Raw genomic sequence first — 15,609 nt, 5'->3', positions numbered from 1 at the left:
CTATTCATTCAATAATTTCAATGGACTCCCAGCTGTCCGTGGACAACGGCAAGTCCTCCAGCGCATAGGTCAGGCCGGGGCGGTGGATATACGGTGCGGCACCGCCATCCTCCGTCAGCTTCAGGCCGGGATGCTTTAGGATGTCATACTTTCTGTCCATCACCGGCAACTCACCGCGGATAAACAAAATGCAGTGGTCATTATCCAGCGCCCGCACCTCGTCCGGGGTCATCAACTCCCGCCCGGTCTGCTGGTAGTTCACGCTGCTGGAGCCGCTGCGCCCCTTGGATACACTGCGCGTCCGGGTATCCAGCGTTTCCTTTCCCAGTAGCTCAGAGATATATTTGAAGGTGCTGACCTCGTTGCCGCCCAAGTACAATAGAGTGTCCGCGTTACCGATCAAGCCCTCCCAATCGTCCTTGAACAGCGCTTTGAGAGCGGAAATGTTCTGCAAAACAATGGTGGACATGATGTTGCGGCTGCGCATGGTAGCTTGCAGCTTGCCGAAATCATCTGGGAGAGAGACATTACAAAACTCGTCCATCATCATTCACACGGGAACGGGCAGCGCCCTTTGGTGTACCTTGTCGGCCTGATAGTAAAGGCTCTGAAAGGCGCAGGTGTAGAGCATACCCACAACGTAATTAAAGGTGCCGTCATTATCCGGGATAATGGCAAACACAGCCTGCTTGCGCTCTCCCATTTTTTCAAGCTCCATGTCGTCCTTGGCGGTGATATTCTGGATCTCCGGCAGGATAAAGGCAGACAGCCGCACCGCTGCGGAAATCAGGATGCTTTTGGCCGTTTTGCCAGCCGCCTGTTTGTAAATCTTATATTCCCGCACGGCGATGTGATTCGGGTATTCCTCCTCCAGTGCCTCAAACAGAAGGTCTAAGGGAGATTGGTAGTCATCGTCATCCTCTCTGGCCCCGCCGTTTTCAATCATGTAAATGAGCATTTCAAAGTTCTGCTCCTCCGGGGGCGCTTCATGGATCAGGTACAGGATGAGAGCTGTATCCAGTGCGATTTCCGAGCGCTCCCAAAACGGATCGTTCTGTTGTGCGCCCTTTGGTGTAGTATTCTTGATAAAGTTATTCACCAGCTTCATCACATCCTTATCATCCTTGATGTAGGCAAAGGCATTGAAGCTGTCCGAGCGGGATGGCTCGATCAGGTCAAACACCTTGATAACATAGCCCCTTTCGAGCAGCAGCGGCGCTACGGCCCGGAGCGTTTCCCCCTTGGGGTCAGTCACAAGAAAGCTACAATTTGCCTCCATCAGGTTCGGCTTCACAAAAAAGCGTGTCTTGCCCGCACCGGAGCCGCCGATCACGATTTGGAGCAAATTGCGCCGGTGCATTTTGCCGTTCAGGCTCATGCGGACATTCTGCGTCAAGATGGTGTTGTTGTGTGGGTCTTTGTCCCGGTATTTGGCGTTCAGCCGTTTGGCGCTGCCCCATTTTGCAGAGCCGTGCTCCTCGCCCGGCCTGCGGTTCTCACAGGTGGAGAGATAGAGCGTCACGGCAAAGCCATAGGCCGCCAGCGCCCACAGCATAAATTTCGGCGTGTACGGCGTCCACCGCACAGAAAAGGGATGCTCCATCAGCCACGAAAACCGCCCCATCAGCGTAAACATGGTCATTCCGGCCTTATACTCTGTTGCAAGCAGCGCTGCCAGCCAAAGCACCATCGGCACAGGCAGCAGCCACAGCAGCGGGTTCTGATTTTGATTTCGTCTCATGTAATCCCCCTTTACGCAAAAAGAGGCCGCCCCTTTTCAGGAGCGGTCTCAAAAATGCGGCTCAATGTGAGACACATTTCGACAGCATCAATATCCCGTGCGAGGCAGCTTAGGAACAGTGGGCTTTCCATATACGGATGTCACCCAGCGGCTTACCGCCTGCACCCATGTTCCGTTATAGGTGCCGCCTGCGTCAGCTACATTTACAAAGGAACCTGCGGGCAGCCCGGCCACAGCTTTACAGTGGAGATAGGGTGCTTCGACCTGACTAAAGCCCGCCGGGGCCTGCCCGAATACGAACATGATCTCCGTCACGCGCTCGTTGGAGGCCAAACCCAACGCCACCGAGGACGCTGCCAGCGTGTAATTCTTGCTGGTGGAGAGGTTGTCGGCCAGTGTGCGGTAATCGCCCCCATTGACACGGTAGACGATTTTGTAAGTGCCGGGGAAGTTATAAGTGCCTGTTACAACCTTTTCCAAACGCACCTGTGCCGGGATGGTATCTCTCCAGTAAAAATTGCTCAGGCTGACATTGGAGGTGTTGGCGATATTCGAGAACGCATACCGAACCGGCTGATTGGCCATGATCTCCTTGGGGCCGGTCTTGGTAATGGAAATGCCAGTAGCAAGGCTCTTATTCTCTGTCTCAATGCGGACGATCTGACCCTCATGTTCAAGGTAGACTGTCAGTTCCTTTTCGCTGATACCGTAATGTTCCGGTGCCTTGACCTCGCGCACAAAATACCGCGACAAGGGCAACCGCTTGGAGACGGCCAATCCCCGGTTATTGGTGCGAATGGTATCAACAACATTTCCTGCCTTATCGGTGATTTCAAATACCGCACCCTCCAGCAGCGTCCCCGCAGGCAGACCGTTGATAGGATTGTCGTTCGCAGATTTTTTGATAACCTGAATCTGTCCACAGATCGGCGTATTCTCCCATGTCAGCTCCGTCACCTCGCCGCTACGGACATAGACGGTTTTCAGTTCAGTATCCGAAACATATCCCTCATTCTCCAGTTCCCGCAGATAAAAGCGTCCGCTCTCGGTCAGATCGTCGATGTAGACATAGCCGCGCTGGTCGCTGGTATACTCCCCGATGGGACGATGATTGCCGTCATAAAGCAGGAAGGTCACGCCGGGGATACCCTCGCCGGTGATGGCATTGACCTTGTGGATCAGGATGCCGGAAATAGCCTTGTTAGTCACCGTCTTGGTGGTCATCTTTCCCTCTTCCACGGTAAAATAAATGGGCGTGCTGTCAAGCTGGTATCCCTTGCCTGCCTCAGTCTCCACGGCGTAATAGCTGTCACTTGCCAAGGGCACATACACGCGGCCATCCGGCCCGGTGGTGACGGTGTCCACCAGTCCGCCATCGCTGACACGGCGGATCTCGAAGGTGGTGTTGGGGATGCGCTGGGTTTTGTCCGCCGCATTGACCTTGATTAGCTCCACGCCGCCGATGGGGGCGTTATAAAAACACAAGGACTGCGTATCGTCGGGGTTGACTACAACGGTTTGGGTGCGGGTATTTTCGTCGATGGTGTAACCGTCAATAGATTTTTCCTCCGTTACCACCAGCGTACCGGTGACGCCCTTGAGAATGATCTGCCCGTTTTTATCGGTATAATACAGACCGTTGGAGCTGATTTTTCCGTTTTCGTCGGGGACAAACTCGCCGGTAGCCGTAGTGATCTTGAAGGTAACTCCCGCCAGCGGTTTCTTCGTCACAGCGTCCAGCTTGTTGATAATAAGCGCGCCCTGACGCTTGTTCCAGAAGGTCAGATTTTGCACCGTCCCTGCCTTGATGAGAATGTCCTGGGGTGTGCCGTCCAGCACGAATCCATCCACAGATTTGATCTCACGGGCAACTACGGTAGTGCCGGGTTCCAGACCGTTCAAAACGATCTCACCCGCCTTGTCCGTGTAATAAACGCCGTCATCGGGGCCAACGGCAGCGCCGCTGCCATCTACTACCTTGAAGGCAACGCCAGAAAGCGGCTCGTTCTCCGTTCCTTCGATATATTTGTGGATCACCAATGTGGTAGAAGGTTCATTGTCAAAGGTCAGGCTATTGGGTACACCGCTCCTGACCACAATGGTTTTTGGCGTCTCATCCTTGATATAGCCGATGGGCGCTTTATCCTCAGACACGATAATGGTGGCATTGGGATTCAGGGCAGTAATGGTCACAGTACCGTCAGAGCCGGTGACGAACCGCCCGTTGTCTGTTCCAATGGGCTTGCCCTCACTGTCCTTCACAATGAACTCCGCCTTTGCCAGAGGTTTCTTTGTCAGCGCGTCCCGCTTCAGAATGGTCAGGTTGCAGAGAGGCTTATCATAGAAAGTCAGAGGCGCGTTTTCACCCGCCTGCACCGTAATAGTCTGGGGTGTGCCGTCCAATGCGTACCCCTCCGGGGGACGAATTTCCTTTGCCACGATGGTCGTACCGGCAGGCAGCTTAGGGAGCTGGATGGCTCCGGACTTGTCCGTGGTGAACTCACCGTTGGCGGTGCCGATGAACGTACCCTTATCGTCGGTGACGAGGAAGGCCGCGCCCGCCAGCGGTGTTTTGTTGGCATCATCCGCCAGCTTCTTGATGAGGACGGAGCCGTAAGGCTGGTTGCTGAACCGGAGCGTCACCACATCCTGATCCTTACCACTCAGCAGCACGGTTTGGGGCGGCGTGTCGATGGAATAAAACGGACTGGCTTTGGTTTCCTCCACGATATAGGTGCCCGCTTTCAGGCGGGTGAGGATGATGGAGCCATTTTCCGAAGTGGTGTAGGTGCCAATGACGGTGCCGCCGGTTCCGGAGGTGCCGCCGAGGTAACGGATCTGGAACTCCGCGCCCTGTAAGGCCGCGCCGGTTTTTTCATCATATTTGAATACCACCAGCGCGCTGAGGGGGCGATTCTCCCAGATTTTGACCGCGTTTTCGTTGCCAGCCAGATAGAATTCCTGGGTCGGTTCGTCAGCGGGGGCGAATCCGGATGCCGGGGCCTCCTCTGTCACTTTATACCAGCCGCTCTTGAGGGCATCGCCCGTGAAGATGATCTCGCCATGGTCATCCGTGTAAAAGCTGCCGAGGTCATTCATGGCGCCGGTGCTTGTGTTGTCCGATGCCCACCAGATGTGGAACTTGGTGTTGGGGATGGGGGCTTTGGTAACTTCGCACCGCTTGATGATTTTCAAAGAAGGCTTCATGGCGTTGAAGAATGTCACCGTGCGGGTCTCGCCGGGGCCGAGGGCAATCGTCTGTGGAATGTCGCAGAGGATCACATCGGAGGGAACATTGACCTCCGTGACCTTGTAGCTGCCCACAGGGATATTCGCCAAGAAAATACGTCCCGCGCCGTCCGTGGTCGCGGTGGTGGAGTAGCTGCCGTCGATCTGCTCAATTTTGTAGGTCACATGGGCAATAGGTTCCCCGGTGGCAATGTTTTTCTTCAGGATCTCCAAACCGGGTTTTACATAGTTGGTGAAGGCGGCCTCCACAGTACCGGCACCGGCCAGCAGGGCGATGTCCTGATGAGTTCCGGTCTTGATATACGGCTCCTCCACGGATTGCTCGGTAACGCGGTACACACCGGGCTGGAGATCGGGCAGTGTCTTTTCGCCGTCCACGGTGACGGTGGTGGAGTAGCTGCCGGTCAGAGACTCCACCAGAAAGGTCGCTTTGACCTTGGCGAAGGTCTGGGCATCTGCCTTGGTGATTTTCAGGCTGGGCAGAGGACTGTTGCTGGCGGAAACAGTGTACTGCTTGTCGCCATCGGTGGTATCGACATAGACGCTGTGGGGGGTGGGGTCCAGAGCATAACCCTCCAGAGCTTCCACCTCCACGAATGTCCACAGACCCTTGGTGACATCCTTTACCTCAATGATGCCGCCATTACGAGTTACATCGCTGCCGACGATCTGACCGTCGCGGTAGATGTTGAACACAGCGCCATCCAAACCATGGGTAGTCCCGGCAATCACCTTCTTGAACGTGATGTCGCCATCACCGGCAACGGGAGGAGGCGGATTGTCACCGCCTTCCGGCTTATCATCCGTCACAACCTTACGGGCTGCGTGATAGGCAAAGAAGCTCTGGCGGCCAGCGGTTCCGGAAGTGGCAAGAACGGCCCACTTGCCAGACATGTCCTCCACGATGGATGCCTGCTTGCCCTGCGCGGTATATTCCTCGATCTGTTTCTGAAGTTCCGCATCCTCCTTAGCTTTCTGCGCCAGCATCCAGTTGTAATAGCCAACATAGGTTTCATAGGTATCGGCGTTGGCAAAGCCACCGGCATCAATGTCGCCGGAGGTATCGCCGCCTGCGGATTTATCGCTTTGATGATCCCAGATGTAGGTCTGCAAGGCCATAAACAAGCTGCCGGGGATGTCGCCGGTATAATCAGCGATATAGGACATCATCCACTTTACATTCTCCTTGACAGCGGCGTCCATCTCGCCCAGTCCGGTCTTGGCAACAGCTTTTTCCCACAGGGCATCTGCGTCCGCGCCGGTGGCACTTTGGTAGGTGTAGCTGTTCAAAAAACTGGCTGTCCCGTACCGATAGGAATAGCCGAGATCCATGCAATAGAGCTGTTTTCCAGCAGCCATAGGCGGGCGGTAGGAATATTGCTGGCCGGTGGAGGTCAGCCGGGTAGACCAGAGGTTGGGGTCTGTGGTTGCTTTGATGCCCGTTCCGCTGCCGGAAGCTGCCAAAGCGGAGGTGGGCAACAGGGTCAGCAAGGTCAAAAGAGCCAACATCGCTGACATGATCCGTGTTTTCCATGTTTTCATACACTGATTTCCTTTCACATTTTCATAATAGAAAAGCAGGCCGTATAACACGACCTGCTCTTTCAGAAAAGGGATATTTACTTGGGCGTAATAGGTGTATCTACCTGTGAGATCACACAGCCATCATAGAGAAAGAGCTGAACGCAGTACCAGCTTTCCTCTCCGGCAGCATTGACGCCCTTGGCAATGCCCACACCGATAGCGTTTAGGCGTTCATTGCGTATATTCCGCAGATGTGTCTCGGAATTGGCCCAGCCATCGACTGCCGCTTCCGCGAGGCTCACATCATGTTGGGAAAGGTAACGTGTGGCGATCCGATGGATGTTTTCCGCCATGTACGGGCAGTCCGTGACCGTATTGAAGTTCCGACCATCCGGTCTGGTGTGGGAATAGACCGTGTTGGCGGCCATTTCATCGGCTCGCACCTGCGCCGCCTGCATGAGCTTGTCGCTGGTGGTCAGGGCGGTGATGCCGTTTTCCTTACGAAGCGCGTTGGTGCGTTCCACGATGTCCTGTTTCATGGCATCCACATCGGCAGGGGCTGTGGATTCTGGCTGCGGTACCGGCTTGTCCGGTTCTGCCTTTGCAGGCGCTTCCCCAGTGTAGGGCCTTCCACTTTCCACCTGCACACAGCCGTTGTCGCTGTCCCAATAAACATTGAAGCCGACCTGTTCGCCAATGTCCCGCAGCTTCACATAGTTGTTGCCGTTGATGACATAGGCTTCCATCTGTACTTCCCGTCCATCGACAAATACGCGGTGGGTGCTGCGCTCTGCCATAATGCCCGCAGCATGGGCTGTGGCCCCGCCGAACAGGGCAACGCCAACCAGCAATCCGGCAACAAAGGATGTGTATGGTTTTTTCATGGCATTTCCTCCAGACATAAGAATGATTGGCATTTCTGCCTACCGTTATTATGTCATAATCTCACACAACTCGCAAAAAATCATCCAACGGCCACGAAATACATCGTCGAATTGTGTCTCAAATTGAGCCGCATTTTGACTGCCGCTATTCAGTTTTTAGCGCTCCACAGCGCAGACCATCCAGCGATATACCGACTGATCTCTGACGCAGGTATAAAGGGTCAGGCGGTTGTCACTACTGGCCGTTGTGCCGCTGGTGTCCGTCTCCAGCACCTTAGACACACTGGTAACGGTGTAGCTTCGTGTCCCCAGCTTCGTCGTGTAGGTGATGGTATCGCCTACGGTCAGCGTGTGGATCTGTCCAAAGTGATTGTTGACGCCGCGGTTGTGCCCAGCGATACACACATTCCCATTCCAAATGCTGGAGTCGCTGAAATGACCCGTTCCTTTTTTCAGTGCGTTGCTATCCGTCCCCTCATAGACCTTGACGGTTAGACCGATGGCCGGGATTTTCAGCGTTCCCAAACTGCCGTTGCTGTAATAAAGGTCAGAGGAAACCGGAGTGTACGCCGTGCTGTTCCAGCTGCCGCCGCTATCCACTGTGGGATAGGGCACACCGCCAACAGATCCGACGGAACTGACCAGCCCGCCGCTGTGGGCGCCGGGGGTCAGGTTAGGCGTCAGGGGCTCACCCGTATCGGGCAGGTAACTGGTGGGACTGCCAAAGGCGGGCGGGATCAGTGCCGTGTTCTTGCTGCGGTCAACATTGTCCGCGCCGTACTCTGTGACCGTTTCCACACTGGTCGGCCTGCCAAAGAGATAGTCCTCCGGGGCGTCCACCGTGTAATCCAGCGCATAGGCGGGCACCGCAGCCAGCACGGCGGTCAATGCCGCCGTCAGGCACAAGGTTTTCCATTTCATTTCGTGTACTCCTCCCATTTCTTTTCGTTCTTTCGCTTTTTCAGCCAATTACGGCCCAGCACAACGAGGCCAGCCACACCGGCACCAGCGGGCAGAATCAGCAGATAGCGCCAGTCGAAAGCACTGCGTTCCGGCTGGATAGGCGTCCCACTGAAAATTGCGGTGTAAATGGTATCGTCCATCGTGGTACGGACTACCTCACCGGAATAATCCGCCGTGACAATATAGCCGGTAGCATATTTGCTGGATACCTTTCCTGTGTAGGTAGCCGAGGCATGATAAAAACCGTCCGACTCCTGCCACTGCACATCTGCCAATTCCATCGTGCGGCCATTGTCCGTAATGCTCTTGGGGACAAAGGATATATCCGCATCAGACAGGTTTGGGTAGGTTCGGGTTGCCGTTACAGTCTTGGTGGAAGTGTTATAGCCCGCAGCTTCTACCTTGATGCTGGAGGTGTCCAGCACCAAAGTCCCGGTGTAACCGTCCTCCGTGGTAACGGTGCGCTCCGCAGCCAGCTGGGGCATGATCTTCTCCATGTCCTTTGTGTCCATGTTCAGCGTGTAGGTTTCGGCATAGTCCTTCTCATCGCTCTTGGAGTTCTCCTGCCGGGTCACATCCAACAGCGTGTAGTGCCAGCCCTCCCGGTCAAAATCGCCGACGGGGATGCTGGCCGGATCATCTGTGGGAGACAGGCAATAGGTGCGCTCCAACCGCATTTCCTCTCCGCTGGCGTACTCGTTGACCTCTGTGGGATAGAGCGTCGGAGTCAGGAGCAGCGTATCCGCTGCTAAGGCTGGGCAGGTCAACAGGCAGGAGAGCAACGCGGTGATGCACAACGATACTGTGCGTTTCATAGTGGTTCCTCCATATTGATATAATGTAGAAATGCGTCTCAAATTGAGCCGCATTTTTGAAAAACGCCCCGCCGATGGCTCACGGCGGGGCGGGCTGACGGGCTCGCTGGCACTGCGTTGGACGCGCCGCGCTCCCAATATGGCAAAAGCCGCTGACAGCGGCTTTTGGGGTGTCCTCCCCTTGATTACCTAATGAGCCAGCGAACAGCCCGGTCAAGGCTCAGCCAGTGCGCGCACTGGCTGACTCCGCGCATGATTGCGCCAGCAATCGTGCGGCCTTGACAGGGGTGGGCGGTGGCTCATACTCCCCAAAGGGGAGACACCCCCTGTTGTCGGGACTTTACCGGGTAGGACGATGTACCGGGGCGCGGCTGCGCTGTTTGCCCATCTCCAGATTTTTCTCAATGGAGCGCCCAAACTGCTTACTGGTATCCTGAATATTATCGAGAGCCTGTCGGCACTCCTGCGGTTCCCAGCCCTCATAGAGAGCAGCGAGGTTCGACATATCCGGCATAGGCCGTTCAATCCCGTATCTGCGGCAGAGGATATAGGAAATGCTCTGTGCGTCCAACTCACACTCGCCGCGGTCATAGCTGGCATTGGCGCCCTTGGCATGGAAACGGCTGTGGGCTACCTCGGCGGTGATCGCCGCAAAGGCTTCGTTGTCGGGGTAGTCCGGGTTGATGGCCAGTTCCAGATTGGCCGAATCATAAAAGGCGGGCGCGGGAAGCTCCTTGTCAATGACCACCGGCACAACGGCATAATTCAGAACGGTGGTCAACGCCGCCTCCATTTCCTTACTGTCATTCTGCAAGGTGATCCGGGAAATATCCCGGCCCTGCGTCTGCTTGATGTCATAGGCATCCGCCAGCGTATAACCGCGCCCCATAGGAGAGCGGGCAAAAATTTTCACGCCGTTGTTCTTCTCGCTGTCCATAACGGAACGGTTCAGCGTTTTCCAGCGGTCACGGGTTCCGAACACGGTGGCCTCCGGGTTCCCAAACATCACCAGCGCGATATTGCCGGCGCTGTAAGAGGGGTTGTCCCCCTGCATCTCCAGATAGCGGGCGTATGCTTCGGGATTGCTGGTGATCTCCGTGATTCCGGCGTCCTGCATCGCCGTAGTATTTTCCCTCTCGGCCTGCTGGGCTTCTTTCCACTTCGTATCGTTTTCGGCCTTACGGCTCACGATCTGTTCCAGATTTGCCATACTAAAAATTCCTCCTGTTATCTTGATTTCTGCTGTGTGGGCTGGGAACGCTGCTTCGCCTGACCGTCCCGCATCCCCGCAGCGGTTTTCTGCAACACAGCCAATCGGCCTTTTACCGTGGGAATATCACTGATTTTCTCAGCCGTATCAGTAGTCCTCGTCGTCTGGCTCATTCTCGATACTGTCGAGCCATTCCCGCGCTCTGGTGAGGAGTTCCCTTGTTGAGTGCGGGGTGCGTCTTTTTTTACGGTATCGTCCTCCTGCGTCTGCGTGGGGGCGGGATAGCCCCGGCGCTGCATGAACAGATTGACCTGCGATACAAAGTCTGTGTTGGTAACAAGCGCTACCAATCCGTCATCCTCCTTTGTATCCCGGATCGCGGCAAAGAGAATATTGGGCTTGGCGTATTTGCGGAAGTCGTTCAAATCCTCGGCCTTGATGCAAAAGGTTTTCAATTCCTTGCCCTCCCGCAGCAGGCGCTTCATACTGGTCTTTCCCACCAGCTTTTTATTATCCTTCGCCAAAGCATATAAAAAGGCGGTCAGGTTTTTACAGCCTGCCGCCAACAGCTTGATGCTTTCCTCCGTCAGCTGGATGCTCTCCTTTACCATCAGGTCGGCCACTTCTCCACTTGCGTCCATTTTCTTTCACCTCCCGGTTTTCAAATATCCGATCAGATCCACCATCGTACACTGCGGGGCGCAACGCAGACAGCGGCTTATCATCTGCTTGATATGCCTCTCTCGCTGGGTATTGGGGAGCCGGTTAAAAAGCACTACATCTCGGACGAGTTCAGGATAGTCCATTAAAATCACACTCCCACGGCGGACATCGCCCTCCATGTACTCTGCGTGAAGCAGCAGCGTTAAAACCGGCCAGCAGGTTTGTACCTCAAACATAGCGAGAAGCCTATTGGCATCACTACCGACGGTATAGACCTCAGACAGCGCCATCAAGCGAAAACGGTCTTTCCGGGCCAGAAAGAGATCATCGCTATATCCGTTTTGCGATAAAATTTCCAGTTCAGCTTTCAGGCTGTCACAGTTGATGGGTTGATACGCTGCGGTCAGTTCCAACACTTTGCTCAGGTCTGCTTTTATCAGTTTTTTCATGGCGGCTCCTTTCTTCCTGTATTCTGATTTGTGCCTGCACGGCTGGAATATCGCCTTCGATGCGAGCGCATAACTTCAGCTCCCGGCGCAGTATCCGCAGCCGTGCGGTGATCGTGCCAATTTCCTCGGAGCAGGCCGCATCCTCCGGCAGCCGTCGGTGCAAACGGTAAAGATCGCCACGGCGGTCAGTCAGATTGTCTATCTCTGCTTGCAGTGCATCCATCTGCATGGACAGCTGTTCTGCGCTGTCGATGCGATTTTCCCGCAGGTAGTAGAATTGCTCCTGATAGCGTTCAAACTTAATGGCCTCTGCCCGTGAGACAGGGGTCTTGCGCCGGGATGGCGGCTTCCTCAGCAGATAAAGATATTTCAGGTACAGAAGCCGGAAGCCCCGTGCGCGGCCTGTCTTTAATGGCAAATGGCCTTTCACACGGTATCGCCGCCCATAGGGGAAATACCGCTGCGGCAGGATGGGGGCATGGCTGCTGAGCGGCGGCGCTGTGCCGGTGCGGTTCTCCGTAAGGCGGGAGAATATCTCCGCCTCGCTATACCCAGTCCCCAGCTTGTCCAGCCGAAGAAAGCGTGCGCCGCCCGGCGGCTTGACCGCCGCATGGGTCACTTGGGGATACCGTTTGACTTGATAGCCCATTTTCACCAACTCTCCCCAAAAAGAACGCATGGTGTAGGCGCTGGCGATGGCTATATCTATGTCCGCACGGGTCAGCCCCCGAAAGTTGGGCTTCCCCGCCTTTTCTGCCCCCCACTCGGCACGGCTGACGGATGGCTCACTGGATTCAATGATCGACAGGCCATGCTCCAGACAAATCGCATCCGATGTTCCCCGGATACCTACCCCGGAGCCGCCCAGCAAGTCCGCGATACGGTCACGGTACATGGTTCCGTCCACAAAGGACACGCTGTTGAATACGATATGTGAATGTAGGTGCGCTTTGTTCAAATGCGTGGACACCACTACTTCGTATTTATCCGCCAAAAGCCGCTGCGCCAGTTCGACGCCGATGGCGTGGGCCTGCTCCGGCGCGACCTCGCCGGGAGCAAAGGACTGAATCACATGATAGCCCTTGCGTTTGCGGCTGGTCTTGCCCCAGCGGCGCTTGGTGTCCATCATGTCCGCATAGGCGGTTTCCCGGTCACAGTTCAGCGCAGTTTCAAAACAGTCCTGCTCGGTCTTATCCCGGTTCATGGCGTAGTCCAGCACTGTTTCCAAAGAGGTCTTTTCCTCGTCCTGCGTATAGCCCAGGCACCTGTCCAATCGGCTATGAATGACAATGATCTTCGTATACGCCATTCAAAGCCGCTCCCGCACCAATCGTGTGGCCTGCCGCACCAGATGCAGCGCTTCCGTGATCTCGTCACCGGTGGCTGCGCCCCTGGCGTTGGCTTGATGGGCCAACTGGTTGATGTTATTCCCGATGGCGGACAGCGCCCGAAGCAGGTCGGCATAGGCGTCAGGGGGACGAGGACGGAGATTTACGCCCATAATGAGCTGCCGTACCAACGGCTCCTTTTTCAGCCCGGTCACTTCTGCCTGTCGGCACAGGTGCGCGTACTCCGCGGCGTTCAGCCGGAGTGCCATTGTCTTTGCAGTTTCTCGCATGGTTGTCTCCTTTCTGATAAAAAATAATGCGTCTCAATTCGAGACGCATTAGGAATTGAAAAATCTGCCGCTTGATGTAAAATGAAAGATAATCAGTAAATAATTTAATGGCATTATGCTTGGGGGTACAAACATGAACGTTCCTCTTTATAATCGCGATAAATATTACAGAATAATGGATAGGACACAATCCAATTATGCAAATCAGTTGAAAAGAATATCAAAAGATGCCAAACGTTCGGATTTTATTCTAATCTATTATAGCATGGCCCTTATTGTATATGCGCTGTCTGCGGAATTTTACCCCGGGTTATTCGATAGTACATGGACTTCTTATAGCAGTATTATTCTTTCTACTATCGTTTTAATATATTCCATCGTAAATAGCAAAGCGGGTTATCCAGAGCGTATTTCAAAAATTCAGACGGCCTTAAATGAAGTAAAGCGTCTAAAGAGAGAAGTCGGTTCACTTCCAAATTTTTCTCACAATGACACCGATAGCACTTCACAAGTCGATACTATACCTGACGAGGAGTGCCAAAATTGCGGTAATAAATCTTGTACAAATAGAGCTTTATGTTGTGAAAAGTTAGAGAGGCTAAAGTTAGAGTACGATCGACTTGTAAGTAATACTGAGGTGCGCGATGATCTGGATTTCTATTATACCATTCGTCATCTTTGCAAAGAATATGATATCAACCTATATACAGGGAAGAAAAACGCTCATCGGTTTACAAGAAAGCTTAAAAATATCTTTTCCAAAAATGAAACCGCAGAAACTGTTGCCAATGATAAAAGCGACGAGGTGATAATCAAAGAATTAAACGGATATATTTCAGAAAATGCTCCTCATTTGCAACGTATTCATATTCTTTTTTTGCATCTTTGCCATCTTCTTCTGTATGTTGCACCTATTATTATTTTTGTGTTAGGCATATTTTTCAAACACACATCCTTTGAGTTTGGGGGGTCTTAGGGGCACGCCCCTAACCAGCGGAATTTTGATGTCAAAATTCCATGCTGGCTGGGACAGCGACGCAGAGCGCCGCTGTCCTACCGTGTCGGGATATGCTTCTTTTGGGCCTCGGTTTTCCTTTGCTCCTTCCGGCATTTCTCAGGCGGCTTGACGGGCGGCTCTGCCATATCCACATCGTCCAGACAGGCCAACAGGTCATCCACTGTCTGCTTGCTTGGTTCTGATTTGTCAGGAGGGGCCAGTGTGTATCCGGGGGCCAGATGGCCGTTGATGCTGAACATCCGTCTGCACTCATTGGGGACTGACGGGGATATTTCCCGGAACAGGTGGCAATACAGGTCAAACCGACCTTGGATATAATGTTGTGCGGCCTCCATACTGGGGTATTTTTTCTTGTCCTGCCGTGCGACATAGATACTGTCTCCCCAATAATTTTTGTAGTTACTATTCGGCTGCTTGGGTGCGTTGTAGATGATGCCCCAGCTGACGAGGTAAACATCGGCGGCCTTTTCATAGAAGATTTTGTACCGCATTTTATAGGTGCGGTTGCTGATCTCCCATATCCCGTTTTTGTCCTGTTTCCACTCATTGGAGGTATGCTCGACCTCTGGCGTTTGCAGATATTCCAGCGCCCGTTCCAGAAGCATCGTCTGTGCGGCCTGTTCATCCCACGCCGCCGCAAGTTTTTTTAGCTGGGCGTACAGCTCTTTTTCCAGCGTAATGCTGGCCTCCTTGCGCTGTGTGACTTCCTCTCTCGTCAGCGTGACCAGCGGGGCGATATGAGGGCCGGCCCGCCAATCGTTGAAAGAAATGTTATGCAGGATCGTCATTTTCTGGCCGGGCGTAATATCGTCCTGATATGCGTTCAAATAATAAAAGCTGTCCTCACTGTCTTTTTCAGGCATGGACTCAACACCTCCTATCTGGCCGGAGTGTCCGGCCCCTTTTTTGTTTTGGGCTGCCAGCACTTTTGCAAGCGATGTTCCATCGAAATAACGCGGTACAATTCCGCCTCGCTTTTGGGGCAGCAGCGAAAATTCTGAATGGCTCCATACTCAAAGAAAATTTCTTCCCGCTGCTTTCTGTACTGCTCCATCGGCATACGAAACTTCTCCCCGGAGTAAAAAGTAAGCTCCACATCATCAAAGGGGATAGCTACTTTTATGACCCGCTGTACCTGTTCCCGGTAATTCAGCTTCACAACATGACCCATAGGGGCTGTGCCGCGCCGCCCAGTGATGGTGACGCGATAGGCTTCGATGCCATCGGGCATATCCGCATAGTGTGTCCAAATCTTATACCCGTCGCTGTCTCGGAGAAAGACATCCCGTTCCAGCACACACCATGTCCCGTTAGGGCGAGACATGAAGTAGAATATCCGTTCATCCATATAGGGGCTGTTCAGTGCGTCACGCAGTTTCTGAGCATCCAGTTCAAAATCTTTTCTGTAATGCTGCGTATTCCGGGACACCACTTCGTCCAGAAACGCGATCAAACTGATTTCTTTTCCCATAACG

At 53.9% G+C, this 15,609-nt stretch carries 12 protein-coding genes and 1 pseudogene; 1 reads left to right on the top strand and 12 read right to left on the bottom strand.

The window, feature by feature from the left end:
• Positions 1 to 4: 4 nt before the first annotated feature.
• The 10 genes and pseudogenes from H8Z83_RS01255 to H8Z83_RS01210 all read right to left on the bottom strand — a co-directional run bounded on the left by H8Z83_RS01255 (position 5) and on the right by H8Z83_RS01210 (position 13,116).
• Positions 5 to 1,555, bottom strand: a pseudogene (locus H8Z83_RS01255) (VirD4-like conjugal transfer protein, CD1115 family).
• 273 nt (positions 1,556 to 1,828) lie between these two features.
• The gene (locus H8Z83_RS01250; protein WP_243184668.1) at positions 1,829 to 6,532 is read right to left on the bottom strand and encodes a SpaA isopeptide-forming pilin-related protein; all 4,704 of its coding nucleotides are present in this window, start codon (positions 6,530 to 6,532) and stop codon (positions 1,829 to 1,831) included.
• Positions 6,533 to 6,609: 77 nt separating this feature from the next.
• Positions 6,610 to 7,398 (bottom strand): CAP domain-containing protein, encoded by a 789-nt coding sequence (locus H8Z83_RS01245; RefSeq protein ID WP_187013375.1) that lies wholly within the window; start codon positions 7,396 to 7,398, stop codon positions 6,610 to 6,612.
• 156 nt (positions 7,399 to 7,554) lie between these two features.
• On the bottom strand, positions 7,555 to 8,319 hold the full coding sequence (locus H8Z83_RS01240) for a class D sortase (RefSeq protein WP_187013374.1): 765 nt from the start codon (positions 8,317 to 8,319) through the stop codon (positions 7,555 to 7,557).
• Entirely contained in the window at positions 8,316 to 9,176 is an 861-nt protein-coding gene (locus tag H8Z83_RS01235) for a hypothetical protein (protein WP_187013373.1), read from the bottom strand. Before H8Z83_RS01235 ends, H8Z83_RS01240 begins: the two co-directional genes overlap by 4 nt.
• 340 nt (positions 9,177 to 9,516) lie before the next feature.
• Positions 9,517 to 10,386, bottom strand: a complete 870-nt coding sequence (locus H8Z83_RS01230) for a hypothetical protein (RefSeq protein ID WP_187013372.1) — start codon at positions 10,384 to 10,386, stop codon at positions 9,517 to 9,519.
• A gap of 17 nt (positions 10,387 to 10,403) precedes the next feature.
• Positions 10,404 to 11,027: a PcfB family protein gene (locus tag H8Z83_RS01225; RefSeq protein ID WP_187013371.1), complete on the bottom strand. Its 624-nt coding sequence runs from the start codon at positions 11,025 to 11,027 to the stop codon at positions 10,404 to 10,406.
• 6 nt (positions 11,028 to 11,033) lie between these two features.
• Positions 11,034 to 11,498, bottom strand: a complete 465-nt coding sequence (locus tag H8Z83_RS01220; protein ID WP_187013370.1) for a hypothetical protein — start codon at positions 11,496 to 11,498, stop codon at positions 11,034 to 11,036.
• On the bottom strand, positions 11,425 to 12,807 hold the full coding sequence (locus H8Z83_RS01215) for a relaxase/mobilization nuclease domain-containing protein (RefSeq protein WP_187013369.1): 1,383 nt from the start codon (positions 12,805 to 12,807) through the stop codon (positions 11,425 to 11,427). The genes H8Z83_RS01220 and H8Z83_RS01215 overlap by 74 nt, the downstream gene beginning before the upstream one ends.
• Positions 12,808 to 13,116 (bottom strand): plasmid mobilization protein, encoded by a 309-nt coding sequence (locus H8Z83_RS01210; protein WP_187013368.1) that lies wholly within the window; start codon positions 13,114 to 13,116, stop codon positions 12,808 to 12,810.
• 133 nt (positions 13,117 to 13,249) lie between these two features.
• Here H8Z83_RS01210 and H8Z83_RS01205 point away from each other — a divergent pair, with 133 nt between their 5' ends.
• Entirely contained in the window at positions 13,250 to 14,092 is an 843-nt protein-coding gene (locus H8Z83_RS01205; RefSeq protein ID WP_187013367.1) for a hypothetical protein, read from the top strand.
• A gap of 77 nt (positions 14,093 to 14,169) precedes the next feature.
• Here H8Z83_RS01205 and H8Z83_RS01200 read toward each other — a convergent pair whose 3' ends face one another.
• A complete protein-coding gene (locus tag H8Z83_RS01200) occupies positions 14,170 to 14,997 on the bottom strand; it encodes a hypothetical protein (protein ID WP_187013366.1) in 828 nt (275 codons plus the stop codon).
• Between the two features lie 14 nt (positions 14,998 to 15,011).
• Positions 15,012 to 15,605 carry a hypothetical protein gene (locus tag H8Z83_RS01195; RefSeq protein ID WP_187013365.1) on the bottom strand — a complete coding sequence of 198 codons (594 nt, stop codon included), beginning with the start codon at positions 15,603 to 15,605 and terminating at the stop codon, positions 15,012 to 15,014.
• Positions 15,606 to 15,609 lie beyond the last annotated feature (4 nt).

It is taken from the genome of Dysosmobacter segnis (assembly GCF_014297285.1).
In the GTDB taxonomy this organism is placed as follows: domain Bacteria; phylum Bacillota; class Clostridia; order Oscillospirales; family Oscillospiraceae; genus Oscillibacter; species Oscillibacter segnis.
The sequence above is the reverse complement of the archived record's forward strand: the minus strand, read 5'-3'. Positions and strand labels throughout refer to the sequence as shown.

Bases quoted from the DNA above. Each gene is read 5' to 3' on its own strand.
- H8Z83_RS01250 (WP_243184668.1), bottom strand. From the start codon at position 6,532: ATGAAAACATGGAAAACACGGATCATGTCAGCGATGTTGGCTCTTTTG.
- H8Z83_RS01245 (WP_187013375.1), bottom strand. From the start codon at position 7,398: ATGAAAAAACCATACACATCCTTTGTTGCCGGATTGCTGGTTGGCGTT.
- H8Z83_RS01240 (WP_187013374.1), bottom strand. From the start codon at position 8,319: ATGAAATGGAAAACCTTGTGCCTGACGGCGGCATTGACCGCCGTGCTG.
- H8Z83_RS01235 (WP_187013373.1), bottom strand. From the start codon at position 9,176: ATGAAACGCACAGTATCGTTGTGCATCACCGCGTTGCTCTCCTGCCTG.
- H8Z83_RS01230 (WP_187013372.1), bottom strand. From the start codon at position 10,386: ATGGCAAATCTGGAACAGATCGTGAGCCGTAAGGCCGAAAACGATACG.
- H8Z83_RS01225 (WP_187013371.1), bottom strand. From the start codon at position 11,027: ATGGACGCAAGTGGAGAAGTGGCCGACCTGATGGTAAAGGAGAGCATC.
- H8Z83_RS01220 (WP_187013370.1), bottom strand. From the start codon at position 11,498: ATGAAAAAACTGATAAAAGCAGACCTGAGCAAAGTGTTGGAACTGACC.
- H8Z83_RS01215 (WP_187013369.1), bottom strand. From the start codon at position 12,807: ATGGCGTATACGAAGATCATTGTCATTCATAGCCGATTGGACAGGTGC.
- H8Z83_RS01210 (WP_187013368.1), bottom strand. From the start codon at position 13,116: ATGCGAGAAACTGCAAAGACAATGGCACTCCGGCTGAACGCCGCGGAG.
- H8Z83_RS01205 (WP_187013367.1), top strand. From the start codon at position 13,250: ATGAACGTTCCTCTTTATAATCGCGATAAATATTACAGAATAATGGAT.
- H8Z83_RS01200 (WP_187013366.1), bottom strand. From the start codon at position 14,997: ATGCCTGAAAAAGACAGTGAGGACAGCTTTTATTATTTGAACGCATAT.
- H8Z83_RS01195 (WP_187013365.1), bottom strand. From the start codon at position 15,605: ATGGGAAAAGAAATCAGTTTGATCGCGTTTCTGGACGAAGTGGTGTCC.